Source organism: Mycoplana sp. ABR4_002, assembly GCF_056159645.1.
In genome coordinates this window covers 4,235,001-4,260,948 of the sequence record NZ_JBSWVO010000001.1, presented here as the reverse complement: position 1 = coordinate 4,260,948, position 25,948 = coordinate 4,235,001, and the positions used below count along the sequence as shown (strand labels likewise).

The window sequence follows — 25,948 nt, the reverse complement described above, 5'->3', positions numbered from 1 at the left end:
ATTCGCAGGCCAGTGTCGGGATCGGGTTCGGTACGGATGGTCAGTCCCAGTTCAACACGCGCGGCAGCCTGCCGCTTCGCGCGAGCGAGCCGACTATTCCGAGCGGAAAGAAGAACAGTCCCAGCGCCATCACCAGGCCTGTGCCCAGAAGGTTGAGTTCCGACGCCCCCATGGTGGCGACAAACAATTCGTTGAGCGCGACGATCAGCACGGCACCGATGACGGGGCCGGCGATGGTGCCCTTGCCGCCGAGGATGGACATCAGCACAAGGTTGGCGGACACGAGGATGATCAGGAAGATGTTCGGGCGCAGGTAGGTCAGGTACTCGCCCCAGACCGCGCCGGTCATGCCGACGAAGAAGGCCGACAGGGCGAAGGCCATCACCTTGTAGAAGCGGGTGTCGATGCCGGCGCTTTCCGCCTTGATTTCGTCCTTTGAAATGGCGCGCAAGCCAAGGCCGAATTTCGAATGCTTGATGCGATAGCTGGCCCAGACGGTGAGCGCGGCGATGGCCAGCATGGCGTAGTAGTACGGCACCTTCGACCATTGCGCCGAAAGACCGTTGGCCGGCAACGTCACGCCATTGGCGCCGCCGACGAAGTGCCAGTTGTCGAACAGAATGCGCGCGATCATCAAGAGCGCGATCGAGGAAATGATGAAGCTCGGGCCGCGCACGGTCAGCGTAATCCGTCCGACCAGATAGCCGAAGAGCGCTGCGACGAGGCCGGCGAGCGGCGCGGTCACGATCGTCGAGACGCCGTAGCGGGCCAGGATCATGCCGGAGAAATAGCCGCCGATCGCAAAGAAGACCGCATGGCCGAGCGAGACGTAGCCGGTGAACCCGCCAAGGATGTTCCAGCCTGATGCCATCGCGACGTAGGAGGCGGTGAAGAGCACCAAATGAAGAACGTAGTTGTAGTTGCCGGTGAACTGGAGCAGCGGCAGCGCGCACAGCGCCGCCAGGAGCGCCAGCGGAAGCCAGGTCGCCCGTCTCGGATCCGCCTTGCGGGCCAGCTTTTCGTTGTGCAGGCGTCGTGCTTCGAGGACGGCGCCGGCATCGGCTTGCTGAAGGGTCACGGCCATCATGCCATCTCCGGTTTTTCGCCGAACAGCCCTTGGGGCCGGATCAGCAGAATGATGAAAAGAGCGAGAAAGAAGGTCATCGTCGACCAGGTCGCGCCGACCCATGTGCCGACGAAGGCGGCAATGACGGAGAGCAGCAATGCGGCAATGACCGTGCCGAGGATGCTGCCCATGCCGCCAAGAACGACGACGGACATCAGCATGGCGATCCATTCCCAATGCTTGGCGGGGAAGAAGGAGAAGACGAAGCTGATGAGCGAGCCCGCCGCCCCCGCCAGGCCAATGCCGATGGCAAAGGCGACGAGGCCGACGAGGTTGACGTTGACGCCGAGCAGCTCCGCCGCTTCGCGGTTCTGTGCCGTGGCGCGAATGGCATATCCGAGCCGCGAATACTTCAGGAACAGCGCCAGCGCGCCGATGATGAGGATCGAGATCAGTCCGGCATAGAGCTGGCCCTTCGGCAGAAAGATGTCGCCGAGGAAGAAGGCTTCGGTTGCATAGTCGGGCGAGGTGACGCGCTGAGTATTGGTGAACAGGGCGCCCAGAACGCCTTCGACGATCATTGCCAGCGCGAAGGTGAGCAGCACCGTCATCTCGGAATACCGAGCGCTGCGTGCCTCGCGGGCGAACAGCAGGCGGTAGAGCAGGATGCCGATTGCGGCCATGATCGCCGTCGCGACCGGAAGCAGTGCGATCGGATCGGCGCCGGTCAGCTTGAAGCCCCAATAGGCGACATAGGCGCCGGCGATGATCAGCGAGGGATGCGCCAGGTTAACGATCCGCATGACGCCGAAGACAAGCGCCAGGCCGGAGCCCATGAGCGCAATGACGCCGCCGAGCGCGAGGCCAAGGATGAGGACTTGAATGATCTCTGCCATCGTCGCTCCTTCAGGCGGCCTTTCTGCCGCCGAGATAGAGTTCCTGAATACGCGGGTCGGAAAGGACCTCCGAAGCCGGGCCTTCGAACAGCGTTCGTCCGAGGTCGAGCACGACGCCCCAGTCGGAATTTCGAAGCCCCATCAGCGCGTTCTGCTCGACCAGCAGCACGGTGACGCCCTCGGCAGACATCATCTTCATGATGTCGAACATCTCCTGGACCACCTTCGGCGCGAGGCCGAGCGAGGGCTCGTCGAGCATGACGATCGCGGGCTTGATGATGAGGGTACGAGCCATGGCGAGCGTCTGCTGCTGGCCACCCGACATGGTGCCGGCGTGCTGGCCGGCCCGTTCCTTCAGTATCGGAAAGCGCTCTAGGATGCCGTCGATGCGGCGCTCCAGTTCTTTCTGATCGTCGAGGATGAAACCGCCCATGCGCAGGTTTTCGCGCACGCTCATCTTGGGAAAGAGTGCCCGCTCCTGCGGCACGAAGCAGATGCCTTCCCGCAGGATCTGGTCCGGGCGCAGGCCGTTGAGGCGCTTGCCCTTGAAGACGACGTCGCCCTTGCGGATCTTCAGCATGCCGCAGATCGCCTTGAGCAAGGTCGACTTTCCGGCGCCGTTCGGACCGATGATGCAGTGGACCTTGCCGGGCTCGACCGTGAGGTGCGCGCCGTCAAGGATGGCGGGGCCATCGCCATAGCCGGCGGTGATGTTGGCAACCTGGAGAAGCTCGCTCATCAGGCCGCCTCCGCTTCCAGGACGCCGCCGAGATAGGCGTCGAGAACCTGAGGATCGCGGCGCACGACATCGGGCGTGTCCGAACAGATTACCCGTCCCTGCGCCATGACGACGACCTTGTGCGACAGGCGCATGATGAGATCCATGTTGTGCTCGACGATCAGCACGGTGAGGCCCTTCTCGTTGAGTGCGCGGATGTGACCGACGATCTCTTCCATCAGCGACGGATTGACCCCGCCGGCGGGCTCGTCGAGAAGGATGATCTTGGGGTCGGACATCAGCAGGGCCGCCAGGTCCATCAGCTTCTTCTGGCCGTAGGAAAGATTGTGTCCGTCCTCGTAGGCGATGCGGGTGATGCCGAGGAAATCGAGGATGGCCATGGCCTTGTCCTTTTCCTCGGCACTCATCGCCGGACGCAGGAGATCGCGCCAGCCCGAGACGCGCGATTGAACGATGACGTTCTCGATGACCGTCATCTCGGCGAGGTTGCGAGAGACCTGAAAGGTGCGGCTGAGCCCGCGCGCGGTCACCTTGTGTGGTCTGAACTGGTCGATGCGCTCGCCGTCCAGCCAGACCTCGCCGGAGGTCAGCGAAAGGGTGCGGCTGATGCAGTTGAACGCGGTCGTCTTCCCCGCGCCGTTCGGGCCAATCAAGGCTGTGATCGAACCCTTCTCGACCGAAAAGCTCGCTCCGTCGACGGCCCTGATGCCACCGAAGTGCTTGCAAAGATTCCTGACTTCGAGCATGCGCCCGGCCTCCGCTTGTTGATGCCATGAGCAGGGGCAGGCGGCGCCGGCCGCCTGTCCGTCGTCACCCGGACTAGAAGCCTGCCTTCGGGTATCTGAGCGTGGAGACGCCTTCGAACTCGTCCTTGGGGTAGACGAACTTGAGGGTGCCGTCCTGCCACTGGGTCATGATGTGCGACTTGTCCTGAGCAAGTCCGCGCTGGTCCCAGCTGAAACGGCCGAGCACGGTGCGCACCGGATCGTCCTTGGTGCGGGCATGCAGCCACTCGCCCATCTTCGCATTGTCGGTCGTGCCGGACCCCGCGATCGCCTGCTCGATACCCTGGCAGACGGCGAAGGGAATGGCGCTGTCCTCGTCCGGCTCCACGCCGTATTCGGCCGCAAAGGCCTTGACGAAATCGTCGTTGCTGAACGGCTTGCCACCGATCGTGCTCGCGAAAGGCGCGTCCTTGTGCCAGTTGGTGTGGATCATCACGCCGTCGGCCGCGGACTGACCGACCCCCTCGACGAACTCGCTCTGCGCGCCCTGGCTCAGATAGACGAATTTCGGGTTGGCGCCGACAGTCTTCAGGCTGCGGGTCAGTTGCACGGCCTCTTCCGCAGAGGCGGTCAGGCCGATGACCATCTCCGCGCCGGAGCGCTTGATGGAGTTGGCGAGGTTGAGCCAGTCGTTGAAGCCCTCCTCGGGCCACTTTTCCTGCATCACCACGTCGATCCCCGCGTCGGCAAGATAGCCGGGCGCGAGATCGGCGACCTCTTTGCCGGTCGCAGGATCATTGACCTTGGCGCCGACGAGGCCGGCCTCGATCGCATTGGCGAAGAAGTCGTCGGCCGACACGATGGCGACCGACGTCGGCGCCGCATCCGCGGGGATGTACTCGCGCATCACCGCCGTCACGTCCTTGCCGGTGTATTCGGCGGCGCTGACCTGAAAATAGAACAGGTTGCGATAACCCTGCTCATAAATGCGCAGCGCCCCCCCTGAGGGCACGGCGTGCACCATGTTGTACTTCGACAGGATTGCCGCGACGGGGAAGGTCAGACGGCTGGAAAACGTGCCGTAGACAGCTTCGACCTTGTCGACGTTGATGAAGCGCTCGTACTGGTTGATCGCGGTTGCCGGGTCGGAGCGGTTGTCGCTGACGATCAGTTCGACCTCCCTGCCGAGGATGCCGCCTGCCTCGTTGATCAGCTTGGCGCACAGCGCGTAGCCGCGCTCGTGCTTCTCGCCGCTGACCGAAAGGCCTCCGGTGATCGGCAGCGAGGCGCCGATCCGGATCGTCTCGGCATAGGCAGCGGTCGTGGCAAGGGCGAGCGCCGTGGCCGTCGTCAGGATTCTCGTCAGCAGCATTGATGTTCCTCCCATCAAGTGACGTGCAAATCTGTATGCAATCGATTGCATTCGTTGCCAAAAAATCGACGTCGGACCAGACCGACGTGTTTTGCAAGCAAGGCAGGCGCTCCTCTTCGCCGGCGTCGCAAAGCGCCGCGCCTTCCGGCGCCGTCACGCACAATCATGCAATCGATTGCGTCAATATCTATCATGACAGAAACCACCTGTCAATCGATCGTGCAATCGATTGCTTCCCGACCTCATCGCGCGTAAATGGAAGGGTGCGGTCCGAGGGACGAGAGATGAAGAAGAAGAGAATCACCTTGAAGGACATAGCCCGCGAGACGGGCGTTCATGTATCGACGGTCTCTCGGGCGCTCGACCCGGTGGAGCGCAAGGCGATCACCGAGGAGGTCGCCGCGCGCGTCCAGGCGGCGGCCGAAAAGCTCGGCTATCGCCCCAACCGCATCGCCGCCGGTCTGCGCACCAACCGGACGATGACGGTGGGCGTCATGATCCCCGACATCACCAACCTGATTTTCCCGCCCATCCTGCGTGGCATCGAGAGCGTGCTCGAACCGCTCGGCTACGCCTCGATCATCGTCAACACCGACAGCGAGCGCGAGCGCGAGGTGCGGCTTCTCGACGTGCTCCGCGACCGCGGCGTCGATGGCCTGATCCATGCCGCCGTGTTGCGCAGCGATCCTTCGATCGCACGCGCGGCCGAGGACGGCGTACCGGTCGTGACGCTGAACCGCAAGGTCGAGCGCTCCGGGATTCCCTACGTTATCAACGACGAGGACGGCGGCATCTGCGAGATGCTGCGGCATCTGCGCCAGCTCGGCCACCGGCGCATCGCCCATATGGCCGGCCCCCAGGACCTCTCGACCGGCCAGCTTCGACTCGCCGCCTTCCGCGCCGCGGCTTCGGCCCAGGCGCTCGAAGTAGAGGAGCGCCTGATCGTGACTGCGACCCGGTTCGACGAGCGCGACGGCGCGCGCTGCATGGCAACGCTGCTGGACACGAGTCTTCCGTTTACCGCCGTTCTCTGCGCCAACGACCGCCTGGCGCTCGGGGCGATCGAGGCGCTGCGCCAGCGCGGCATCGACTGCCCGCGGCAGATCTCCGTCACCGGCTTCAACGACATGCCGATGCTCGACCTCATCCGGCCGCGGCTGACGACCGTGCGCATCGAGCAGTACGGCGCCGGCCAGGTAGCCGCCCGGACGCTGCTGCGCCTGCTTAATCCCGGCGATTCGGAGCAGGCGCCTGTCGAGACGATTTTGCCGGTAGAGCTTGTCGTGCGCGACAGCACGGCCCGGGCGCCGTCGTGACGCGACTGGCACGGCACGGCATCCCGCAGCCGTCCCGGTTGCCCTTCCGCCTGCAATGGAAGGCCCGGCGAGGGCTGTCAGTTGAGGCGCAGCCCGGTGACGTCGTCGAACAGATGGGTGCTCGCCGGATCGGCGCGGACATGCACCTGTTCGCCAACCGCGACTTCGGAATCGCGCGGGAACTCGACGGTGAGCATCCGGCTTTGGCCGACCTCGAGGTAGCCGTAGGTCTGGCTGCCGAGCCGCTCGACGACCGCAAGCTCCCCGCTGAACCAGGCATTCTCGGACGAACAGCGCTGAAGGTCTTCGGGGCGGATGCCGAGCGTCGCGGCATCGAGGCCCGCGTTGACGGACCCCGGCGCAAGCGTCGAGATCTGTCGGCCGGCTATCGACACCGCGATCTGGCCGTCTGGTGCAACTGACACCTGCGCCGGCAGCGTGTTCATCGTGGGACTGCCGATGAAGCGGGCGACGAACAGGCTTGCGGGCCTGTGGTACAGCTCGAGCGGCGGACCGACCTGCTCGATCCTGCCGGCGTTCAGGACAACGATGCGGTCGGCAAGCGTCATTGCCTCCACCTGGTCGTGCGTGACGTAGACGGTGGTCGCCTTCATTCGGTTGTGCAGCTTGGCGATCTCGAGGCGCATCTCAACGCGCAGCGCCGCGTCAAGGTTTGAAAGCGGCTCGTCGAACAGGAAGGCGGAAGGCTCGCGCACGATGGCGCGTCCCATCGCGACACGCTGGCGCTGCCCCCCGGACAATTGGGCCGGGCGACGCTCCAGGAACTGGGCGATCTTGAGAGTATCGGCCGCAAGCTTCACCCTGTTGCTGATCGCCGCCTCGCTCGTGCCGCGCATCTTGAGGCCGAAGGCCATGTTCTCACGCACGCTCATGTGCGGATAGAGCGCGTAGTCCTGGAAGACCATGGCGATGTCGCGCTCCGACGGCGGCAGCGCATTGACGACCTTCCCACCGATGTCGAGGACGCCGCCGGAGATATCCTCAAGCCCGGCAATCATGCGCAGCAGCGTGGACTTGCCGCACCCCGAAGGCCCCACAAGGACGAGGAACTCGCCGCTCCTGATGTCGATGTCGATATCGTGGATGACCGCAAGCTCGCCATAGGTCTTGCGGATCTTCTTCAATGCGATTGCCGTCACGGTTTCTCCTCCCGGAGGGCATTTGGGCCCTTGACCAACATTATCGATATCATTATCAATAATGATAAGAAGAGAGATTGGCAACTCCGTGGATCGCGCGATGACCTATTTTTCGACAAGACCAAACGGTCGCCTGGCTGCGCAGAGGCCGCCGAAATCAGCGGCCGCCTTCAACGCGCTGAAGCGGGACATCATGCTCGGCATTCTGCCGGCGGGGGCGGCGCTCACCGAGCTGGATCTGGCCGCGCATTTCGAATGCAGTCAGGGCACCGTGCGCGAGGCGTTGCTGCAGTTGCAGGAGGAAGGACTGGTCCTGCGCCAGGGGCACAAGGGCACGCAGGTCTCCGAATGCACCGAGGACGAGGCCGTCGAGATGTTTCGCGTCCGCCAGCAGATCGAGTGCAGCGGCATCCTGCGCGTCGTGCAGGCGCCGAGCCGGACGCTGCTGTCCGACCTGAGAGAACTGCTCGACGAAATGATGGGCGCGGCCAGGCGTGACGACGAACTCGAGCTCGCCTCGGCCGACCGGGATTTCCATCGGCGGATCTTTCTGGATGCGCGCCTGCCGGCGCTCGACCCCATCCTGCATCGCTGCCTCGTGCACAATCACCGCTTCAAGATTTCACGCAGCATTGCCCCGCGCGATCTCGTCGCCACCGCCCAGCGTCACGGCGCCATCATCGAGGCGATCGAAAGCCGCGATCCGGTGAGGGCCGACAACGCGCTCCGCCATCACATTGCCACCATCGTCGACTTCGGCCCCAGCGTCTTTCCGGATGTTGCCCAATGACGGCCCAGCCCGCCTTCAGCGCCGTGCTCTCGCCCGAGATGGCCGGTCTCATGGCCCGGCTGGCGGCCGACGGTCCACAGCAGGACCCGACGCTGTTGGCGCCGGAAGCGGGGCGGGCGCTGTCGGCGGAGAGCAATCGCCGGTGGAACCTGGACCTACCTGAAATGGCGGTGGTCGCCGACGTCTGGATCGAGGCCGACGCGGTGCTCGGCTCCGCACGCTGCCGAATGCGGGTGCTGGTTCCCCAGGAGAGGGGCGCAGGGGCGATACTCTACGTCCATGGCGGCGGCTTCGCCTTCTGCAGCCCGGAAACGCACGAGCGCTGCGCGCGGCTTCTTGCGATTGAATCGAAATTGCCGGTGCTGCTGCCAGACTATCGACTTGCACCCGAAAATCGCTATCCGGCGGGCCTGAAGGACGTGGTTGCATGCATGCGCACCGCCGCAACCGCCGGAGAGTCGCTGGGCGTGGAGAAGGGACCGCTGCTGCTGGCCGGAGACTCGGCGGGTGCAAACCTGGCCCTTGCCGCGCTCCTTCATGAGCAGGGCGGGGGCGAACACGCGGCAGCGAGCGGCGCCCTGCTCTTCTATGGCAACTACGCCATGGACTTCTCGACTCCGTCTTACCAGGCGTTTTCGAACGGCCCCGGCCTGACGCGCGCCAGGATGCAGCGCTACTGGGCCTGGTACGCCGCCCCCGGCGCCGACATCTCCGAAGACCCGCTCGCCTGTCCGCTTGCCGCGGACGATGCCGCGCTGTCGGCGCTGCCGCCGCTGTACCTGATGGCTGGCGGGGTCGATCCGCTTCTCAGCGACACGCTGCTCCTTCATCAACGGCTGAAGGCGCTGGGTCGCAAGGAGGCCGCGACGGTCGTGCCGGGCGTCACCCATGGCTTTCTGCAAAACACGATCGATCTTGCCGCAGCTCGGGAGGCGCTGGCTGCTGCAGGTTTGGCAGCGAGGGAAATGACCGCCGCAAGGGCGTAGCCCAAATTTCAAGGAGGAGAGAATGGCAATGTTCAAGTCGATCACTGTTGGTGCCGCGCTGGCCGCGACGCTGTTTGCGAGTACGGCCTCGGCCGAAACGGTTCGCTTCTGGTACCATTTCGACAATCCGGAAAATCCCATGGCCGACCTGGTGGCCAAGTTCGAAACCGCCAACCCGGGCATCAAGATCGAGGCGGAAAACGTTCCCTGGAACAGCTATTACGACACGCTCTACACCGCGCTGGTCGGCGGCAATGCGCCGGACGCGGCGATGGTGAAGCTGTTCGCCCAGCCGCGGCTGGCCGAAATGGGAGCGCTCGAGCCTATTGGTGACAAGATCGATGCCTGGCCGGGCAAGGCCGACCTGCTCGACAACCTGCTGGAGCTCAACAAGGGGCCTGACGGGCAGCAGTACTACCTGCCGATCCAGTACGTGGTGCTCTATCTCTACTACCGCGCCGATCTGTTCGAGCAGGCCGGGCTGCAGCCGCCGAAAACCTGCGAAGAGTTCCGAGAGGCGGCCATCAAGCTGACCAGTGCGCCGACCACCTACGGCTTCGGCCTGCGCGGCGGCAAGGGTGGCTGGGACCAGTGGGGCGCATTTGTCCTCTCACAGGGCGCGGAGCTGAAGCCCGGCGGCCTGACAAACGAACAGGCGATCGCGGCCAACCAATGGCTGGTCGACCTGTTCCAGAAGGACAAGGTCATCCCGCCGTCCGCGCCGAACGACGGCTTCCAGGAAATCACCGGCGCCTTCAAGGCCGGAACGACTGCCATGACGATCCACCACATCGGCTCCTCCAACGACATGGTCAAGGCGTTGGGCGAGAAGGTTTCCGCCGTGCCCGTGCCGGAATGCGGCGGCAACCACTGGACCTCGTATGGCGATGAGTCGCTCGCGATCTTCTCATCCTCGGAGGTGAAGGATGCGGCCTGGAAGTGGATCTCGTTCCTCGCGGAAGGCGAGAACAACGTCGCCTTCAACAAGGCGACCGGCCAGATGACCGTAACCAAGAGCGGTTCGGAGGACTGGAACCTGCACGAGCGCCGCTTCGTCTACGCGACCGTTCAGTCGCTGCCCTTCGCCCATGTCCTGCCGCAGACCCCGGCAACGTCGGAGTTCGTCAACACGGCCTGGCAGACGGCCATGCAACAGGCACTGACGGGACAGATCACCTCCCAGCAGATGATGGAGCAGTTGGAAGCACTGTTTGCCCAATAAGGCGCGCCTCCTCCCCGCGCAACTCCCATCCGCTCGCGAAGGGCGGGTGGGAGCTCCCTTCCCGCCGAGCAGGCAAGGAACCGAAGGCCGATGACCGTGATCACCTCGTCCGCGACCCCCGATGTCACCATTCCCACACCCTGGGGCACGCGACTGATGCCCTACATGCTGCTGGCGCCGGCGGTTCTGGTGACGGTGTTCATCGTCTTCATGCCGATGGTCCAGGCGGTCGTCACGAGCTTCTACGATCTGGTGCTCTGGAAGCCGAATGCGAGCCGTTTCGTCGGCTTCGGCAATTACGTGAAGCTGTTCGCCGATCCAGTGTTCTGGACAGCACTGTGGAACACGGTGATCTGGATCGGCCTGACGGTACCGTTGCAGATGGGGCTTGGGCTGCTGACGGCGCTGCTGCTCAATCGCGAGTTTCCCTGGCGCGGCCTCGCTCGCGCACTTATCATCATTCCCTGGGCGTTGCCGAGCGTCGTGATCGCGCTGATGTGGCGCTGGATCTACGACCCGAACACCGGCGTGCTCAACGACATCCTGATCTATCTCTCGATTGTCCGGAGCGCCGTCCCGTGGCTCGCGGATCCGAACCTCGCGCTCTACGCCATCATCGCAACGCTAACCTGGCAGGGCTTTCCGTTCTTCGCCGTGATGATTCTCGCCGGATTGCAGGGCATCCCGAAGAGCCAGTACGAGGCAGCGTCGATCGACGGCGCCAGTTCCTGGCGGCAGTTCCTGCACATCACCCTTCCGGGTATCGCCCCCGTTCTGGCAACGGCCGGACTGCTGCGCGTGATCTGGGTCGCCAACTCCATGGACGTCATCTTCGTCATGACCGGCGGCGGACCGGGCTATTCCACCCATACCCTGCCTCTCTATGCCTTTGTACGAGCGAGGCAAAACCTGGATTTCGGCTACGGCACCGCAATCGCCGTGACCTTCACCATCATGCTCGGCGCAATTGTCGCCGTCTATCTGGCCCGCACCATGCGCGAGGTTGAGCGATGAACAAGCCAAGCACCGCACGCCGCATCCTGACGACCGACCTGCCGGTCCTCGTGATCGTCCTTTTCGCGATGGCGCCGTTCGCCTGGATGGTTCTGACCTCGCTGACACCGACACAGGCGTTGAATGCGACCGGCGTGTCGGTTTCCCCGGCAGGCTGGAGCCTCGACAACTACGCGCGCCTGCTGCGCCAGACTTCCTTCCTTGGCAACATGATGGACAGTCTCATCATCGCCGGCGGCACGGTCATTCTCGGCCTCGCGGTCGCGGTGACGGCGGCCTACGCCTTCTCGCGCTTCCGCTTCGCCGGTCGAAAGCTGCTGATGCTGCAATTTCTGCTGATCAACATGTTCCCCGTGGTGCTGCTGATCCTCCCCCTGTTCGTGCTGATGAAGAATGCCGGCATTCTCGACACGCATTTCGGACTGATCCTCGCAAACGCCACCGTCGCCATCCCCTTCGCGGTGTGGATGTTGACGAGCTATGTCGGGGCGATCCCGAAGAGCCTGGACGAGGCGGCCATGATCGACGGCTGCTCGCGGCTGACGGCGCTGCGCCGAGTCGTGCTGCCGCTGACCATGCCCGGCATCATCTCCACCGGCATCTACATCTTCATCACCGCCTGGAACGAATACCTCTACGCGCTGACGCTCGGTGGCCGAAACGTACGGCCCGTCACGGTGGCGATCCAGACGCTGATTGGCGAATACCAGATCGAGTGGGGCCTGCTTGCTGCCGGCGCCGTCGTCGGGGCCATGCCCGCAACCGTTCTTTTCCTTCTCGTCCAGCGCCGCCTGATCGGCGGTCTTACCCAGGGCGCCGTGAAGGGCTGACATTTCCAGAAAGAGGACTGATCCATGAACCCCGTCGGGTTGATATCCATGCAGTACGCACGTCCCTTCACGGCCGAGCACTTCCCGCTGTTCTCCGAGATGCGCAGGCTCGGCTACGATTTCGTCGAGTTGCTCGTGCCGGAACCCGGCGAACTGCACCTCGCCGACACCAGAAAGGCGCTCGATGAGGCGGGCCTGTCTGTGGTGCTGGCCGCGCGCGTCAACCTGCAACGCAATATTTCGTCCGGCGACCCGGCCGCCCGCCGGGCCGGCATCGACTACCTGAAATATGCCGCCGATTGCGCCGCCGCACTTGGCTGCACGATCGTCGGCGGCCCGCTGACCGGCAATCCGCTCGTCTTTGCTTGCCGGCCGCCGCAACCCGTCCCGGAAGAGGAGCGGCTGGCGCGAAAGGCGCGCTGCGTCGCAGGGCTGAAGGAAGCGGGCGACCACGCGCAACGTCTGGGCGTGGTCCTCGCCGTCGAGCCGCTGAACCGCTTCGAGAGCGACGTGCTTTGCACGACGCGGCAGGCGGTCGAGCTGCTGGACGCGGTTGATCATCCGGCCGTGCAACTGATGCTCGATACATTCCACATGCACATGGAGGAAGCCTCGATCGCCGAGGCAATCCGGCTCGGCGGAAGGCGGGTCGTGCATTTCCAGGCCAATGAGAACCATCGCGGCTTTCCCGGCACCGGCGCCACCGACTGGGTCGAGGTTTTTCGCGCGCTGCACGAGATCGAATACCGAGGGCCCGTTTCGCTGGAGCCTTTCCGGCGCAATGACGACCGCTTCGGCGTTCCTTTCGCCCAATGGCGCCCGCCGCATGAGGACGAGTCCGAAAGGCTCGCCGCAAGCGCCGAGTTCATCAAGTCCCACATCCTGCTGACGGAATACCGCCGATGACACTGAAGATTGGTTGGATCGGGTGCGGCGTCCACGCCACCCAGATGCTCTTGCCCCAACTCGTTCGGCACGATGTCGAACTCGTCGCGCTTTGCGATATCGACGGCAATCGGCTTGCCTCGGCCGGGCGCCAGTTCGGCGTCTCGAAGCTCGTCACGGATGCGGAGGACCTGATCCGCACGGCCGGCATCGACGCGGTCGGGATGGCGGTGGGACCCGACCAGCACCTCGCCTTCGGCAAGATGGCACTGCAGCGCGGCCTGCCGGTCTTCATGGAAAAGCCTCCATCCGGCAGCGCCGCCGGCGCGCGTGAACTGCGCGATGTCTCGGAGAAAGCGAAGAAGCCGCTGCTCGTCGGCTTCATGAAGCGCTACTCCGCAGGCAACAAGATCGCTGCAAACATCGTGCGCTCCGGCCGCTTCGGACAGGTGCTGGGTCTGACGGGCTACTACATGACCGCACCCGGCTATTTCGTCGGCAACGTCGACTACACCGGCTTCTTCCTGCATCACTGCGTCCACTACATGGACCTCGTCTCCTTCCTCGTCTCGCCGGTCACGAAGCTGACGGCGCGCAAGGTGGAGAAGGAGCCGGGCAAGGTGCTGTTCCACATCAGCCTCGACTTCGAATGCGGCGCGATCGGAACGATCGCCATGGGCACGATCCAGTCGCGCGGCGCGCCGGTGGAACGGATCGAGCTGATGGGCGACCACCAGCGCATCGAGGTCGATAACGTCATCGAGGTGCGCTGGAACCGCAACCCTCCATTCAAGGTGGATGACCCGCTGGCGACGCTTTCGGACACCGTCGACAGCCTGACGTGGAAGCCGAACTTCACCGCCGCGGCCAACGAGGATCCCAAGGGCTACTTCGCTCTGCTCGCCGACGTGGTCCCCGCCCTAGGGGGCGCGGAGACGCCGGCCCCGTCCATCATCGATGGCGTCATCGCGATGGAGCGCCTCGAGACCCTGCGGCGCGAACTGTCCTTGTAGAAGCGCGGCCGTACGTGTCACGTCACGGAAAATTCGAGAAGTGAGAACGCAGACCATGAAGACCCCCGTCATCCAGTTCGGCACCAGCCGGTTCCTGCAGGCCCATGCCGACCTGTTTTTCTCGGAGGGCACGCCGGTGGTGTCCATCACGGTCGTCCAGACATCGGGCGATCCGGCAAGGACAGGTCGGCTCGCCGCGCTTGCGGCGCCGGAAGGCTATCCGGTCCGGATCCGCGGGCTGCAGGACGGCCGGGTGGTCGACGAGGAGCACCATGTCACGTCGGTGAAGCGCTGCCTGTCGATGACCGGTCAGTATGACGAGGTCCGGCGTGTGTTCGTGGAAGAGGCGGAATTCGTCCTCTCCAACACTGGAGACTCGGGATACGGAGCCAAACCGGAAGACACGCTGGCGGACTTTTCCCCGGCGATGAGCTTCCCGGCCAAGCTCTATCATCTTCTGGCGGCACGCCACGCGCAGGGAGTGTCCCCGCCCACCATCCTCCCGATGGAACTGATCGCCCACAACGGCAAGGTGCTGCGCGGATTGGTTCTGGGGATCGCGCGGGCGAACCAGGCTTCGGCCGACCTGCTGCAATATATCGGCGAGGAGACTGTCTGGGTTTCGAGCCTGGTGGACCGAATTGTGTCTCAGCCGATCGAGCCGGCGGGCGCGGTCGCCGAACCCTACGGGCTATGGGCCATCGAACGCACGCCTGGGCTCGTTGTCCCGTGCGACCATCCGCTCATCCAGCTCGTCGACGATCTGGAGACGATCGAGACGCTGAAGCTGCACATTCTCAACCTCGGCCACACCGCCCTGGTCGACATGTGGGTTCGGGGCGGCGCTCCGGCCGATGCGGTGGTGCGCGAGTTCATTGCCGTTCCGGCCGCAAGAAGCGAACTGGCCGAGATCTACGGCCGCGAGGTGCTGCCCGTCTTTGCCACCCTCGGCCGTGCGAATGAGGCGGCGACCTATCTCGACGCAACAATGGAGCGCTTCGCCAACCCGTTCCTGGATCACAGGCTGTCGGACATTGCGCAGAACCACCGCCAGAAGGTCGAGCGGCGGATCGAGGCATTTATCCAGCTTGCTCGCGAAGCCGGCCATACGGGCCAACTTCCACTGCTATCGGCAATCGTGGCCGCAGCCTAAAACCGAGCGGTTGCGGGGTCCGTGCGACGTGGACCGGCCTCGAGGTCGCCGGTGGCGTTGAACAAATCGCAGCAAGAACGGTCCGAACCCGAAGCGCTTTGCAAGCGCTCCGGCCTTGCTATCCGCCTCCTTGCAGATAGCTGATCACCGCATCGGTGATCATGGCCTTGTGCCGCTGGAAGGTGGCGGGTTCGGAAAGGTCGCGGCGAAAGATCGTGCCGAAAGTGTGCGCGTTGGAGACGCGAAAGAAGCAGAAGGCGCTGATCAGCATGTGCAGATCGATCGGATCGACCTCGCGACGGAAGCTGCCATCCGCCTTCCCGCGCTCCAGAATCGTGGCGAGCGTGCGGATGATGGAGACGTTGAGATCCTTGATCTCGACCGATCGTCGCATGTGCGCGGCCTGGTGAATGTTCTCGATGCTGACAAGCCTGACAAATTCCGGGTTGTGCTCGTCATGCTCGAAGGTGCTGGCGATCAGAATGCGTAACGCCTCGACCGGCGGCATGTCCGCAAGCTCGAGGTCGGCCTCCAGCGAGCGAATCTTGCGATAGGCTTTCTCCAGCACCGCAAGGTAGAGGTCCTCCTTGCTGCCGAAATAGTAATAGATCATCCGTTTGGAGGTGCGGGTGCGTTCGGCGATCGCGTCGACGCGGGCTCCCGACAGTCCATGGGCAGCGAACTCTTCCGTTGCGACGGCAAGGATATTTTCCCGCGTCTTTTCCGGATCGTTCTTCCGTGCCGTCTGTTGCCTCTTGTCCATTATTCCCCGCGTCCGGACGTTGCTCGCCCCCAGTGCCAGACAGCAAGGGGGATCCCGGAACGTTGATAAGCGGCTCTGCCACCGGATTCAATCATCTCCGTTTGACACTAACCAGTTCGTACATTATTTGTGAGAGGAGGAACCGAGAAGGCCCGGGCGAAGGCGTCGCGCAAACCGACCCTTCGAAGTGCCGACGGAGTTGGGATGGAACCGTCGAACGAGCCTATTCGCGCCGCATTGGTCGGCACGTCGATACAGGCGTCCCTGACGCCCGCGATGCATATGGAAGAGGGCCGCCGCCAAGGGCTGGACTACCGCTACGAGCTTTTGGATCTGGCCCTACTCGGCGGTGGCGTGGAACTCCTGCCGAGCGTCATTGTCCGGGCTGCCGGCGAGGGCCTCGTCGGCTTGAACGTCACGCATCCCTGCAAACAGGCCGTCATTGCCCATCTCGACACCCTGTCCGAGGATGCGACCGCGCTCGGCGCCGTCAATGCGGTCGTTATCGGCGAGGGGCGCCTCCATGGACACAACACCGATTGGTGGGGCTTTGCCGAGGCGTTCCGGCTGAAGCTGCCGGACGCAGCCCTTGACCGCGTCGTGCAACTGGGGGCCGGTGGCGCGGGGGCCGCGACCGCCTATGCCATTCTTGTGCTCGGCGCCGGCAGGCTTGCGATCTTCGATCCCGATCGGCAACGGGCCCGTTCCTTGGTCGACGCGATGCGGTTGCGCTTTCCGCAGGCGGACATCCGCGTGGGCGTCGATATCAAGGCGGAAATGGGTGACGCATCCGGGCTCGTCCATGCCACGCCCACCGGGATGGCGCACTACCCGGGCCTGCCCCTCGATCCTGATCTGCTGGATCGGCGGCACTGGGTGGCAGAGATTGTCTACTTCCCGCTCGAAACGGCGCTGATCACCGAGGCCAGGCAACGTGGCTGCCGTGTCGCGGACGGCGGCGGCATGGCCGTCTATCAGGCGGTCGCGGCCTATCAACTGTTCACTGGCCGTAAGGCCGATGCCGGCCGGATGCTTCGGCACTTCCAGTCGTTGACCGGCGGCACGCAGCCGGAGGCGGTCACATGAAGACCTCCATTGCCACGGTCTCGATCAGCGGCGAACTGCCGGAAAAGCTCGCGGCGATCGCCGCTGCCGGTTTCGACGGCGTGGAAATCTTCGAAAACGACTTTCTCGCCTTCGATGGCAGTCCAGCCGATGTCGGCCGCATGGTTCGCGATCACGGGCTCGAGATTTCCCTGTTTCAGCCTTTCCGCGATTTCGAAGGCATGCCGGAGCCATTCCGTAGCCGGACCTTCGACCGCGCCGAGCGCAAGTTCGACATCATGCAGGAGCTTGGGACCGATCTCCTGCTCGTGTGCTCCAACATATCGACGGTATCTCTCGGCGGGATCGACCGTGCCGCCGACGATTTCCGCGCGCTTGGCGAGCGTGCGGCCCGGCGTGGCCTGCGGGTCGGCTACGAGGCGCTCGCCTGGGGCCGGCATGTTTCCGATCACCGCGACGCCTGGGAGATCGTGCGCCGGGCGGATCATCCCAACATTGGCCTGATCTTGGACAGCTTTCATACGCTGGCGCGCAAGATCGACGTCAACACCATACGCGCGATCCCGGCCGATCGAATCTTCATCGTTCAGTTGGCGGATGCCCCGCTGATCGACATGGACCCGCTCTACTGGAGCCGCCACTTCCGCAACATGCCGGGCGAGGGGGACCTTGCCGTCAGGGAGTTTGCCGCCGCGGTGGTTTCGGCCGGCTATGACGGCTATTTCTCGCTGGAGATCTTCAATGATCAGTTTCGCGGCGGCTCCGCCAGAGCGATCGCGGCGGACGGATACCGCTCGCTCGCCTATCTCGGCGACACCGTGCGACGGCGAGCCGACGTGGACGGCTTCGATGCCCCGGCCATGCCGGCGCGCGCAGCGGTCAAGGAGGTCGGGTTCATCGAGTTTGCGGCCGACGCGGACGATGCGGACAAGCTTGCCAGCGTCTTCCGCACCCTCGGTTTCCGGCGCGAGGCTCGCCATCGCTCGAAGCGGGTGGATCTTTTCGCTCAAGGCGACATTCGTGTGCTGATCAATGTCGAGGATGTCGGTTTTGCCTCGGCTGCTGCCGCCGTTCACGGCACGTCGGCCTACGCCATGGCCTTGGTGGTCGATGATGCGCGGGCCGCTCTGGCACGCGGCCTGGCGCTAGGTGCCGAGCCGTTCGAGCAACCGACCCTGCCCGGGGAGTTGAACATTCCGGCGATCCGCGGTGTCGGCGGGGGCCTTGTCTATCTCCTCGACGAGGTGTCGGATCTGGCCCATATCTGGGCGAGCGACTTCGTGCCCGTCGATGATGACCGCACGCTCGCACCGGCAGGGCTTGCGGTGGTGGATCACATCGCGCAGACAGTCGCCTATGACGAGCTGCTGACCTGGCTGCTGTTCTACACGTCGATTTTCGATGCGGAGAAGACACCGATGGTCGACATCATCGACCCGGCCGGAATCGTGCACAGCCAGGTCGTCGAGAACGCGTCCGGCTCGCTGCGCGTCACGCTGAACGGCGCGGAAAACCGTCGTACCCTGGCAGGCCACTTCATCGCGGAGAATTTCGGTTCCGGCGTCCAGCACCTGGCCTTTGCCACGGACGACATCTTCGCGACCGCGCGGGCGCTGCGCGAAAACGGATTTGCAGCTCTCCCCATCTCGCCCAACTACTACGGCGACGTCGAGGCCCGTTTTGGCCTCGATCCCGAGCTGACCGAGCGCCTGAAGACGGAGAACATACTTTACGACCGCGACGACTATGGGGAGTATTTTCAGCTCTACAGCCCCGGCTTCGGCGAGGGCTTCTTCTTCGAGATCGTCGAGCGACGCGGCTATCGCGGCTATGGTGCGGCCAATGCGATCTTTCGCATCGCTGCATTGAAGAAGGGGCTCCGTCCGGCAGGCATGCCGAGGATTCCGGCATGAGCACGATTGCGGAGCCACTGCTGACTTTGATCGAAGGGTCAGCCGATCCGGCCTGTGCCTATGACGTGGTCGATGCCGCTCTCGACGTGTCGACGCAGCATCCTGCGAGCGCCTTCGATGTCGCGATCCATGGCAAGCTCGAAGAGGTGCCGGTGATCGTCGACGACCGGCTTTCCGCGGAAGCTGCGGGCGATGAGATGGTAGCGCAGGAAGCGATCGAAGGTCGTGGCCAACGTATCCATGAGAACCGCCGAGCCACAGGCCGAGGCCAGCGCCTGATGGAACCCCCAGTCGTAGCGAACCCAATCGGACGTGCACCCGACAGCCCCCGCCAGAAGTTGGCGCTCAACGGCCGCGAGCTTGTGATGGGCGGCGACGACACGTGCCTCCCACTCCAGGTCGCCGGCGGCAAAGGACAGGGAAATCGCGTGGCTTTCGAGAAGCAGGCGCAGGTCGCCGAGATCGCGAAGTTCCCCGACGGACACCGGCGCGACCATGAAACCGCGCTGCCCTTCGGCCACGACCAGGCTTTCGGAGGCAAGGCGGGAGAGGGTCTCACGCAGCGTGGAAACACTGACGCCGTAGCGGTCCCGCAAGTCATCGAGCTTGAGCTTCTGGCGCGGCGCAAGCGTGCCGGCAACAATATCCTGCCGGATCAGCCGGAATGCCATGTCGCCGACGGTCTCGGCAGGTTGGGTGTCCTGAGCTGTCATGGAACTTCCAGAGCAATCATATCTGACAATACAGGAAGTCTACGATGAAACACGTTTGACATGAGGAAATTAGCGTATGATGGTTTTGAAAGATCCGCGAGAAAAATGACCGCATGGCATAAACGAACCATTCCGTACAGAGCTTCCGGGAGGGAGGCTCGTTGAATCGCAGCCGGCTCCGGTCGGCGGCCAAAGGGAGGAACAACGATGACTTTTGAGATCAGCCGCCGCCGTTTTCTCGGCGCATCCGTAGCCGCAACGGCAGCGCTTACCATGCCGGCACTTGCCCAGGACAAGCCGGTGCTCAAGTTCTCCGCGGTATTCTCGGAGCAGGACATCCGCGCGGACATGATGAAGTCCTTCAAGGACAGCATCAAGGACAGTTTCACGCTGGAACCGTTCTACGGCGGGACGCTCTTCAAGCAGGGGACGGAGCTGGTCGCCCTGCAACGCGGCAACTTGCAGATGGGCAATATTGCGCCACAGGACGTCTCCAATCAGATTCCGGAATGGTCGGTGCTGACTTCGGCCTATCTCTTCCGCGATGCCGCCCACCTCAACGCGTTTTTCAGCAGCGAACTCGGGGCCGAGTTCAAGAAGATGGCTGCCGACCAGCTTGGCGTGTACATCCTCGGGCCGACCTATTTCGGCGCGCGGCAAGTCGGCCTTAAGCCGGACAAGAAGATCATGACGCCGGCGGACATGGCCGGCATCAAGCTGCGCATGCCGGGCGGCGACGCCTGGCAATTCCTCGGCTCGGCACTTGGCGCGAACCCCACGCCCATGGCCTATGCCGAGGTCTATACCGGCCTTCAGACCGGGGCGATCGACGGCCAGGACAATCCGCTTCCGAACGTCAAGAACATGAAGTTCTACGAGGTCATGTCTCAGATTGTCCTCACCTCCCACCTGATCGGCTACGATCTGCTGACGATATCGAGCAAGGTCTGGAACGATATGTCGCCGGAGCAGCAGGCCGCGTTCCAGGCCGCGGCCGACAAGGCCATGGCTTGGAGCCAGGAACAGCATTTGGCGCAGGAAAAGGCCCTGGTCGATGAGTTCAAGGCTGCGGGCCTTGATATCTACGAGCCGGACGTCACCGCATTCCGCGCCTTTGCCCAGGAGAAATACCTGAACTCCGACCTCGCCAAGTCCTGGCCGCAGGGCATACTCGACAAGGTGGCGGCACTCTAGGACTGTGGATGCTGCAGGAGAAGCGGCCGGGCGGCTGGCCCGGCCGCTCGGTGAGGCAAGGAGGAGGCACCGTGCCGCAAAGACTGGTTGCCCTTGGCGCGTGGCTGCGCGCGCGCGCGGAAAACGCCCTGGCGCTCATGCTGCTGGCCATGTTTGGCGTGTTCCTGCTGCAAATTCTGTTCCGCTATGTGCTCAATCTTGCCATCGGCTGGACGCACGAGGTCAGCGTTGCCCTCTGGATCTGGATCGTACTGTTCGGATCGGCCTTCGTGGTACGCGAGAGCGAGGAAATTCGCTTCGACTTCTTCTGGGCAAACGCGTCGAACCGCGCCCGCCGCATCATGACCGTCATTTTTGCAAGCGCGCTTGTGATCGCCTTCGGGGTCTCGCTGCCGGCCGTCGTCGACTACATCCTGTTCATGAAGGTCGAGAAGACGGCCTACCTGAAGATCCGCTTCGACTATCTCTATTCGATCTACATTGTGTTCGCGGCGGCCATGATCGTTCGCTACCTCTGGCTCGGTTGGCAGGCGGCCTTCGGCGCCGCCCCGGAGGCCTTCGACCCGACCAAGGCGGGTTCCGGCGTATGAATCTGGCAAGTCCATTCTCCGTCGCCATCGCTGTCATCACCGCGCTCGCGCTGCTAGGGCTTCCGATCGGCCTCTCGATGATCGCCGGGTCGACCCTCTACCTGTTCATGGTGGGGGCCGACATGGGCACCGTGGCGGAACAGTTCCTGAACGGCATGTATTCCAACTACATCATCCTCGCCGTGCCGCTGTTCGTGCTTGCCGCCGAGTTCATGAACATCGGCTCCATGACCGAACGCCTGCTGACGTTCTGCAACCTGCTCGTCGGCCGCTTTCGTGGCGGCCTGGCACAGGTCAACATCGTGCAGAGCATTGTCTTTGCCGGAATGTCCGGATCGGCGATCGCGGATGCGGCGGGTAGCGGCCGCATGATGCAGAACATGATGACGCGCGAAGGCCGCTATACGCCCAGTTTCGCCGCCGCGCTGACGGCGGTGACGGCAGTCATCGGTCCGATCTTCCCTCCATCGATCCCGATGGTGATCTATGCGCTCGTGTCCGATGCATCGATCGGCTACCTCTTCATCGCCGGCATGGCACCCGGCCTGCTGATGGCCGTCCTGCAGATGGTGCAGGTGTCAATAACGGCCCGTCGAAGAAACTTTCCGGTCGAGGCCCCCGTCCCGCTTCGCGAGATGCCGATGATCACCTGGCGGGCGTTTCCGGCCCTGATGATGCCAGTGGTGCTGCTCGGCTGCATCTATTCCGGGATCACGACGCCGACCGAGGCCGCAGCGCTCGCCGCCGCCTACGCGCTGGTCGTCTCGGCGGTGCTCTACCGCAGTATTTCACCCGCAGCCCTGTATGGTGCCCTGAAGGTCAGCGGCAAGACCACCGCGTCGATCGGCCTGCTGATCGGCGGCGCCCTTGTCTTCAACTATGTGGTGACGATCGAGAACATCCCCGACACCCTGAGGGCGTTGCTCACCCACTGGCAGCTGTCGCCGATCGCCTTTCTGCTCCTGGTCAATGTGATCCTGCTCTTGCTCGGCTGCGTGCTGGAAGGCACCGCCATCCTGCTCATCATCGTCCCCGTCTTCATCCCGACCGCGCAGGCGCTCGGCATCGACATGGTGCATTTCGGGGTCATGGTGGTCGTCAACATCATGCTGGGACTGGTCACGCCGCCCTATGGCCTGCTCTTGTTCATCATGACCAAGATCTCCGGGGCTCCGATCCGCGACATCATCGGCGACACACTGCCGTTCCTCGGCTGGATGGTGCTGTCCCTTGCAATCATCACCTTCTTCCCCGACTTCGTGCTGTGGCTGCCGCGTCTCATAGGCTACCAGGGATGAGCGATATGCGAAAAACCGAACCTAGACCCCTCTACGTCCTCAACGGCCCGAACCTCAACCGGCTCGGCAAACGCGAGCCCGAGATCTACGGCCACACCACCCTTGCCGAGATCGAGGCCTGGTGCCGGGAAGCCGCCGGCGACCGTCCTGTCGAGTTCCGCCAGACCAACAGTGAGGAGCGCCTGATCGAATGGGTGCATGAAGCGATCGACAAGGACGCCGCCGGCATCGTCATCAACCCGGCCGCGTTCACCTTCACCTCGCTCGCGCTGCTCGATGCATTGAAGATGTTTCTTGGACCGATCATCGAGTTCCATATCAGCAACATCCACCGGCGCGAGCCGATCTATCATCGCTCCTATGTCTCGATGCATGCCACCGCGGTGATGGCCGGGCTGGGAGCTTCCGGATACCCCGCGGCCATTCAGGCGATCGAGAGAATGATTGCCGAGGGAACCTAAGCTTCCAGGATGCAACGGAAGAAGGGCGCGCAAGGCCCGCACTGTCAGGCTTCCAGCGCCGACCACCGGCGCAGAACCCTTGACCTAACCGCGGGAGATGGCGGCGGCAGTCGGACCGGTCTTAGCACCAAGATCTTCCGGGTTTAGGATCTTCGTGGTTGAAATGGGGGGACGAGCCGAGCAGCATTCCGTCTGCGCCCCCAGCACCGCCCTTACCGAGCTCCAGCCACAAGCGATGATCGTCCGCGGTCACGGCAGCCCGATCTCCTTTGAGGAACAAAGTTAACCCAAAAAGCGGGAATATTTCAGGGGAGGAGCAGGTCAGGGATATTCGAGGGAGCAGGTCAGTCGGGTTTCGGTTACCGATGCGGACAAACGCAAAAAGCCCCTGTGTGGGGCTTTTGTGGATTGCGAGGTATTTTTGGTTGCGGGGGCAGGATTTGAACCTGCGGCCTTCAGGTTATGAGCCTGACGAGCTACCGGGCTGCTCCACCCCGCGTTATTGTTGTTCCGGACCGGCTATGGTTGGCGCGTGCGCCTGTTCCAGGTGTCGGGCTTTGGGCCCTTGCGTGTCGAGAAGATTGTTGATTTGCCTTTAGCAGACCTGGCAGCGACCTACTCTCCCGCGTCTTAAGACGAAGTACCATTGGCGCTGGGGCGTTTCACGGCCGTGTTCGGAATGGGAACGGGTGCAGCCACCCCGCCAGAACCACCAGGTCGGCTAAGGGCAAATTGATTGAGAAGCTGGTGAGGTTTTCACCTCGTTTGTCTTGAACACGTCGCCATCCGGGGATGGGCATTGTCAATGAGAACGATCAAGCCGATCGAGCGATTAGTACCGGTAAGCTTCACACATTGCTGCGCTTCCACACCCGGCCTATCAACGTGGTCGTCTTCCACGGCTCTGATAGGGAATACTCGTTTTCAGGTGGGTTTCCCGCTTAGATGCCTTCAGCGGTTATCCCTTCCATATATAGCTACCCTGCTATGCCCTTGGCAGGACAACAGGTCCACCAGAGATATGTCCATCCCGGTCCTCTCGTACTAGGGACAGATCCTGTCAATATTCCTACACCCACGGCAGATAGGGACCGAACTGTCTCACGACGTTCTGAACCCAGCTCACGTACCGCTTTAATTGGCGAACAGCCAAACCCTTGGGACCTGCTCCAGCCCCAGGATGCGATGAGCCGACATCGAGGTGCCAAACAACCCCGTCGATATGGACTCTTGGGGGTCATCAGCCTGTTATCCCCGGCGTACCTTTTATCCGTTGAGCGATGGCCCTTCCACGCGGGACCACCGGATCACTATGACCGACTTTCGTCTCTGCTCGACTTGTCAGTCTCGCAGTCAGGCGGGCTTATGCCATTGCACTCGACGAGCGATTTCCGACCGCTCTGAGCCCACCATCGCGCGCCTCCGTTACTCTTTCGGAGGCGACCGCCCCAGTCAAACTACCCACCATACACTGTCCCGGACCCGGATGACGGGCCGCGGTTAGACATCCATGACGATAAGGGTGGTATTTCAAGGATGGCTCCACAGAAACTGGCGTCCCTGCTTCAAAGCCTACCACCTATCCTACACATGCCGACACGAATGCCAGTGTAAAGCTATAGTAAAGGTGCACGGGGTCTTTCCGTCTGACCGCAGGAACCCCGCATCTTCACGGGGAATTCAATTTCACTGAGTCTGCGTTGGAGACAGCGGGGAAGTCGTTACGCCATTCGTGCAGGTCGGAACTTACCCGACAAGGAATTTCGCTACCTTAGGACCGTTATAGTTACGGCCGCCGTTTACTGGGGCTTCGATTCAAAGCTTGCACCTCTCCTCTTAACCTTCCAGCACCGGGCAGGCGTCAGACCCTATACGTCGTCTTGCGACTTCGCAGAGCCCTGTGTTTTTGATAAACAGTCGCTACCCCCTGGTCTGTGCCACCCCTCTCCACTTGCGTAAAAAGGGGTCACGCTTCTTCCGAAGTTACGCGTGCAATTTGCCGAGTTCCTTCAACGCAGTTCTCTCAAGCGCCTTGGTATACTCTACCTGACCACCTGTGTCGGTTTCGGGTACGGTCTATAATGGTGGAGCTATTTCCTGGAACCGCTCCGCCGCCCAGCCAATCCAATAAGGCTGAACGACTTGTGCAATCCGTCACTACCACCAGGCCCACGAATATTAACGTGGTTCCCATCGACTACGCGTGTCCGCCTCGTCTTAGGGGCCGGCTAACCCTGCTCAGATTAACTTTAAGCAGGAACCCTTGGTCTTTCGGCGAGCGGGTCTCTCACCCGCTTTATCGTTACTCATGTCAACATTCGCACTTCCGATACCTCCAGGACCCCTCACGGGTATCCCTTCGCAGGCTTACGGAACGCTCCGCTACCACGTGCATTGCTGCACATCCTCAGCTTCGGTGCATGGCTTTAGCCCCGTTACATTTTCGGCGCAAAGACCCTTATTTAGACCAGTGAGCTGTTACGCTTTCTTTAAATGATGGCTGCTTCTAAGCCAACATCCTGGTTGTTTTGGGATCCTCACATCCTTTCCCACTTAGCCATGACTTGGGGACCTTAGCTGGAGGTCAGGGTTGTTGCCCTCTTCACGACGGACGTTAGCACCCGCCGTGTGTCTGCCGACTAGTACTCCCCGGTATTCGGAGTTTGGTTAGGATCAGTAAGACGGTGAGTCCCCATAGCCCATCCAGTGCTCTACCCCCGGGGGTATTCGGTCGACGCTCTACCTAAATAGATTTCGCGGAGAACCAGCTATTTCCGAGTTTGA

Annotated in this window: 23 protein-coding genes, 1 tRNA gene and 2 rRNA genes (1 of these 26 running past the window's edge); 15 read left to right on the top strand and 11 right to left on the bottom strand. The window is 62.9% G+C overall.

The window, feature by feature from the left end:
- Positions 1–40 precede the first annotated feature (40 nt).
- From ACXAGF_RS20230 to ACXAGF_RS20210, 5 genes are all read right to left on the bottom strand, one after another.
- A complete protein-coding gene (locus ACXAGF_RS20230) occupies positions 41–1,084 on the bottom strand; it encodes a branched-chain amino acid ABC transporter permease (RefSeq protein WP_475019152.1) in 1,044 nt (347 codons plus the stop codon).
- Positions 1,084–1,962, bottom strand: a complete 879-nt coding sequence (locus ACXAGF_RS20225) for a branched-chain amino acid ABC transporter permease (RefSeq protein ID WP_475019151.1) — start codon at positions 1,960–1,962, stop codon at positions 1,084–1,086. The genes ACXAGF_RS20230 and ACXAGF_RS20225 overlap by 1 nt, the downstream gene beginning before the upstream one ends.
- Positions 1,963–1,972: 10 nt before the next feature.
- Entirely contained in the window at positions 1,973–2,701 is a 729-nt protein-coding gene (locus ACXAGF_RS20220) for an ABC transporter ATP-binding protein (protein ID WP_475019150.1), read from the bottom strand.
- A complete protein-coding gene (locus tag ACXAGF_RS20215; protein WP_475019149.1) occupies positions 2,701–3,447 on the bottom strand; it encodes an ABC transporter ATP-binding protein in 747 nt (248 codons plus the stop codon). The genes ACXAGF_RS20220 and ACXAGF_RS20215 overlap by 1 nt, the downstream gene beginning before the upstream one ends.
- A gap of 73 nt (positions 3,448–3,520) precedes the next feature.
- Complete coding sequence (locus tag ACXAGF_RS20210; protein ID WP_475019148.1) at positions 3,521–4,798, bottom strand: amino acid ABC transporter substrate-binding protein; 1,278 nt, start codon at positions 4,796–4,798, stop codon at positions 3,521–3,523.
- 284 nt (positions 4,799–5,082) lie between these two features.
- Between ACXAGF_RS20210 and ACXAGF_RS20205 the strand changes: the two genes are divergently transcribed.
- Positions 5,083–6,114 (top strand): LacI family DNA-binding transcriptional regulator, encoded by a 1,032-nt coding sequence (locus ACXAGF_RS20205; protein ID WP_475019147.1) that lies wholly within the window; start codon positions 5,083–5,085, stop codon positions 6,112–6,114.
- Between the two features lie 77 nt (positions 6,115–6,191).
- On the opposite strand, the gene ACXAGF_RS20200 is transcribed toward ACXAGF_RS20205, so the two are convergent.
- Positions 6,192–7,274 carry an ABC transporter ATP-binding protein gene (locus ACXAGF_RS20200; protein ID WP_475019146.1) on the bottom strand — a complete coding sequence of 361 codons (1,083 nt, stop codon included), beginning with the start codon at positions 7,272–7,274 and terminating at the stop codon, positions 6,192–6,194.
- A gap of 100 nt (positions 7,275–7,374) precedes the next feature.
- Here ACXAGF_RS20200 and ACXAGF_RS20195 point away from each other — a divergent pair, with 100 nt between their 5' ends.
- The 8 genes from ACXAGF_RS20195 to ACXAGF_RS20160 all read left to right on the top strand — a co-directional run bounded on the left by ACXAGF_RS20195 (position 7,375) and on the right by ACXAGF_RS20160 (position 15,167).
- Positions 7,375–8,064 carry a GntR family transcriptional regulator gene (locus ACXAGF_RS20195; RefSeq protein WP_475019145.1) on the top strand — a complete coding sequence of 230 codons (690 nt, stop codon included), beginning with the start codon at positions 7,375–7,377 and terminating at the stop codon, positions 8,062–8,064.
- Entirely contained in the window at positions 8,061–9,050 is a 990-nt protein-coding gene (locus ACXAGF_RS20190; protein ID WP_475019144.1) for an alpha/beta hydrolase fold domain-containing protein, read from the top strand. Before ACXAGF_RS20195 ends, ACXAGF_RS20190 begins: the two co-directional genes overlap by 4 nt.
- A gap of 22 nt (positions 9,051–9,072) precedes the next feature.
- The gene (locus ACXAGF_RS20185) at positions 9,073–10,272 is read left to right on the top strand and encodes an ABC transporter substrate-binding protein (protein ID WP_475019143.1); all 1,200 of its coding nucleotides are present in this window, start codon (positions 9,073–9,075) and stop codon (positions 10,270–10,272) included.
- Between the two features lie 90 nt (positions 10,273–10,362).
- The gene (locus ACXAGF_RS20180) at positions 10,363–11,286 is read left to right on the top strand and encodes a carbohydrate ABC transporter permease (protein WP_475019142.1); all 924 of its coding nucleotides are present in this window, start codon (positions 10,363–10,365) and stop codon (positions 11,284–11,286) included.
- Positions 11,283–12,116, top strand: a complete 834-nt coding sequence (locus tag ACXAGF_RS20175; protein ID WP_475019141.1) for a carbohydrate ABC transporter permease — start codon at positions 11,283–11,285, stop codon at positions 12,114–12,116. The genes ACXAGF_RS20180 and ACXAGF_RS20175 overlap by 4 nt, the downstream gene beginning before the upstream one ends.
- A gap of 24 nt (positions 12,117–12,140) precedes the next feature.
- On the top strand, positions 12,141–13,022 hold the full coding sequence (locus tag ACXAGF_RS20170) for a sugar phosphate isomerase/epimerase family protein (protein WP_475019140.1): 882 nt from the start codon (positions 12,141–12,143) through the stop codon (positions 13,020–13,022).
- Complete coding sequence (locus ACXAGF_RS20165) at positions 13,019–14,014, top strand: Gfo/Idh/MocA family protein (RefSeq protein ID WP_475019139.1); 996 nt, start codon at positions 13,019–13,021, stop codon at positions 14,012–14,014. Before ACXAGF_RS20170 ends, ACXAGF_RS20165 begins: the two co-directional genes overlap by 4 nt.
- Before the next feature lie 55 nt (positions 14,015–14,069).
- Positions 14,070–15,167 (top strand): mannitol dehydrogenase family protein, encoded by a 1,098-nt coding sequence (locus ACXAGF_RS20160; RefSeq protein WP_475019138.1) that lies wholly within the window; start codon positions 14,070–14,072, stop codon positions 15,165–15,167.
- 118 nt (positions 15,168–15,285) lie between these two features.
- Here the strand turns inward: ACXAGF_RS20160 and ACXAGF_RS20155 are convergent, their stop codons facing one another.
- The gene (locus ACXAGF_RS20155; RefSeq protein ID WP_475019137.1) at positions 15,286–15,930 is read right to left on the bottom strand and encodes a TetR/AcrR family transcriptional regulator; all 645 of its coding nucleotides are present in this window, start codon (positions 15,928–15,930) and stop codon (positions 15,286–15,288) included.
- Between the two features lie 204 nt (positions 15,931–16,134).
- Between ACXAGF_RS20155 and ACXAGF_RS20150 the strand changes: the two genes are divergently transcribed.
- Together ACXAGF_RS20150 and ACXAGF_RS20145 are read left to right on the top strand one after the other, a co-directional pair.
- On the top strand, positions 16,135–17,016 hold the full coding sequence (locus tag ACXAGF_RS20150) for a shikimate dehydrogenase (RefSeq protein ID WP_475019136.1): 882 nt from the start codon (positions 16,135–16,137) through the stop codon (positions 17,014–17,016).
- Positions 17,013–18,908 (top strand): bifunctional sugar phosphate isomerase/epimerase/4-hydroxyphenylpyruvate dioxygenase family protein, encoded by a 1,896-nt coding sequence (locus tag ACXAGF_RS20145; RefSeq protein WP_475019135.1) that lies wholly within the window; start codon positions 17,013–17,015, stop codon positions 18,906–18,908. The genes ACXAGF_RS20150 and ACXAGF_RS20145 overlap by 4 nt, the downstream gene beginning before the upstream one ends.
- A gap of 38 nt (positions 18,909–18,946) precedes the next feature.
- Here the strand turns inward: ACXAGF_RS20145 and ACXAGF_RS20140 are convergent, their stop codons facing one another.
- Positions 18,947–19,621 carry a GntR family transcriptional regulator gene (locus tag ACXAGF_RS20140; protein WP_475019134.1) on the bottom strand — a complete coding sequence of 225 codons (675 nt, stop codon included), beginning with the start codon at positions 19,619–19,621 and terminating at the stop codon, positions 18,947–18,949.
- 207 nt (positions 19,622–19,828) lie between these two features.
- Between ACXAGF_RS20140 and ACXAGF_RS20135 the strand changes: the two genes are divergently transcribed.
- The 4 genes from ACXAGF_RS20135 to ACXAGF_RS20120 all read left to right on the top strand — a co-directional run bounded on the left by ACXAGF_RS20135 (position 19,829) and on the right by ACXAGF_RS20120 (position 23,164).
- Positions 19,829–20,815: a substrate-binding domain-containing protein gene (locus ACXAGF_RS20135; RefSeq protein ID WP_475019133.1), complete on the top strand. Its 987-nt coding sequence runs from the start codon at positions 19,829–19,831 to the stop codon at positions 20,813–20,815.
- Between the two features lie 71 nt (positions 20,816–20,886).
- Positions 20,887–21,405: a TRAP transporter small permease gene (locus ACXAGF_RS20130; RefSeq protein WP_475019132.1), complete on the top strand. Its 519-nt coding sequence runs from the start codon at positions 20,887–20,889 to the stop codon at positions 21,403–21,405.
- Positions 21,402–22,703, top strand: coding sequence for a TRAP transporter large permease (locus tag ACXAGF_RS20125; RefSeq protein ID WP_475019131.1), 1,302 nt, complete (start codon positions 21,402–21,404; stop codon positions 22,701–22,703). The genes ACXAGF_RS20130 and ACXAGF_RS20125 overlap by 4 nt, the downstream gene beginning before the upstream one ends.
- Positions 22,704–22,708: 5 nt before the next feature.
- A complete protein-coding gene (locus ACXAGF_RS20120; RefSeq protein ID WP_475019130.1) occupies positions 22,709–23,164 on the top strand; it encodes a type II 3-dehydroquinate dehydratase in 456 nt (151 codons plus the stop codon).
- Between the two features lie 422 nt (positions 23,165–23,586).
- On the opposite strand, the gene ACXAGF_RS20115 is transcribed toward ACXAGF_RS20120, so the two are convergent.
- From ACXAGF_RS20115 to ACXAGF_RS20105, 3 genes are all read right to left on the bottom strand, one after another.
- Positions 23,587–23,663, bottom strand: a tRNA-Met gene (locus tag ACXAGF_RS20115).
- A 103-nt stretch (positions 23,664–23,766) separates the two neighbouring features.
- Positions 23,767–23,881, bottom strand: a 5S ribosomal RNA gene (gene rrf / locus ACXAGF_RS20110).
- A gap of 94 nt (positions 23,882–23,975) precedes the next feature.
- Positions 23,976–25,948, bottom strand: a 23S ribosomal RNA gene (locus tag ACXAGF_RS20105) (it continues 826 nt past the right edge of the window).

Coding starts and splice junctions, on each gene's coding strand:
- ACXAGF_RS20230 (WP_475019152.1), bottom strand. CDS start 1,084: ATGGCCGTGACCCTTCAGCAAGCCGATGCCGGCGCCGTCCTCGAAGCA.
- ACXAGF_RS20225 (WP_475019151.1), bottom strand. CDS start 1,962: ATGGCAGAGATCATTCAAGTCCTCATCCTTGGCCTCGCGCTCGGCGGC.
- ACXAGF_RS20220 (WP_475019150.1), bottom strand. CDS start 2,701: ATGAGCGAGCTTCTCCAGGTTGCCAACATCACCGCCGGCTATGGCGAT.
- ACXAGF_RS20215 (WP_475019149.1), bottom strand. CDS start 3,447: ATGCTCGAAGTCAGGAATCTTTGCAAGCACTTCGGTGGCATCAGGGCC.
- ACXAGF_RS20210 (WP_475019148.1), bottom strand. CDS start 4,798: ATGCTGCTGACGAGAATCCTGACGACGGCCACGGCGCTCGCCCTTGCC.
- ACXAGF_RS20205 (WP_475019147.1), top strand. CDS start 5,083: ATGAAGAAGAAGAGAATCACCTTGAAGGACATAGCCCGCGAGACGGGC.
- ACXAGF_RS20195 (WP_475019145.1), top strand. CDS start 7,375: ATGACCTATTTTTCGACAAGACCAAACGGTCGCCTGGCTGCGCAGAGG.
- ACXAGF_RS20190 (WP_475019144.1), top strand. CDS start 8,061: ATGACGGCCCAGCCCGCCTTCAGCGCCGTGCTCTCGCCCGAGATGGCC.
- ACXAGF_RS20185 (WP_475019143.1), top strand. CDS start 9,073: ATGGCAATGTTCAAGTCGATCACTGTTGGTGCCGCGCTGGCCGCGACG.
- ACXAGF_RS20180 (WP_475019142.1), top strand. CDS start 10,363: ATGACCGTGATCACCTCGTCCGCGACCCCCGATGTCACCATTCCCACA.
- ACXAGF_RS20175 (WP_475019141.1), top strand. CDS start 11,283: ATGAACAAGCCAAGCACCGCACGCCGCATCCTGACGACCGACCTGCCG.
- ACXAGF_RS20170 (WP_475019140.1), top strand. CDS start 12,141: ATGAACCCCGTCGGGTTGATATCCATGCAGTACGCACGTCCCTTCACG.
- ACXAGF_RS20165 (WP_475019139.1), top strand. CDS start 13,019: ATGACACTGAAGATTGGTTGGATCGGGTGCGGCGTCCACGCCACCCAG.
- ACXAGF_RS20160 (WP_475019138.1), top strand. CDS start 14,070: ATGAAGACCCCCGTCATCCAGTTCGGCACCAGCCGGTTCCTGCAGGCC.
- ACXAGF_RS20155 (WP_475019137.1), bottom strand. CDS start 15,930: ATGGACAAGAGGCAACAGACGGCACGGAAGAACGATCCGGAAAAGACG.
- ACXAGF_RS20150 (WP_475019136.1), top strand. CDS start 16,135: ATGGAACCGTCGAACGAGCCTATTCGCGCCGCATTGGTCGGCACGTCG.
- ACXAGF_RS20145 (WP_475019135.1), top strand. CDS start 17,013: ATGAAGACCTCCATTGCCACGGTCTCGATCAGCGGCGAACTGCCGGAA.
- ACXAGF_RS20140 (WP_475019134.1), bottom strand. CDS start 19,621: ATGACAGCTCAGGACACCCAACCTGCCGAGACCGTCGGCGACATGGCA.
- ACXAGF_RS20135 (WP_475019133.1), top strand. CDS start 19,829: ATGACTTTTGAGATCAGCCGCCGCCGTTTTCTCGGCGCATCCGTAGCC.
- ACXAGF_RS20125 (WP_475019131.1), top strand. CDS start 21,402: ATGAATCTGGCAAGTCCATTCTCCGTCGCCATCGCTGTCATCACCGCG.
- ACXAGF_RS20120 (WP_475019130.1), top strand. CDS start 22,709: ATGCGAAAAACCGAACCTAGACCCCTCTACGTCCTCAACGGCCCGAAC.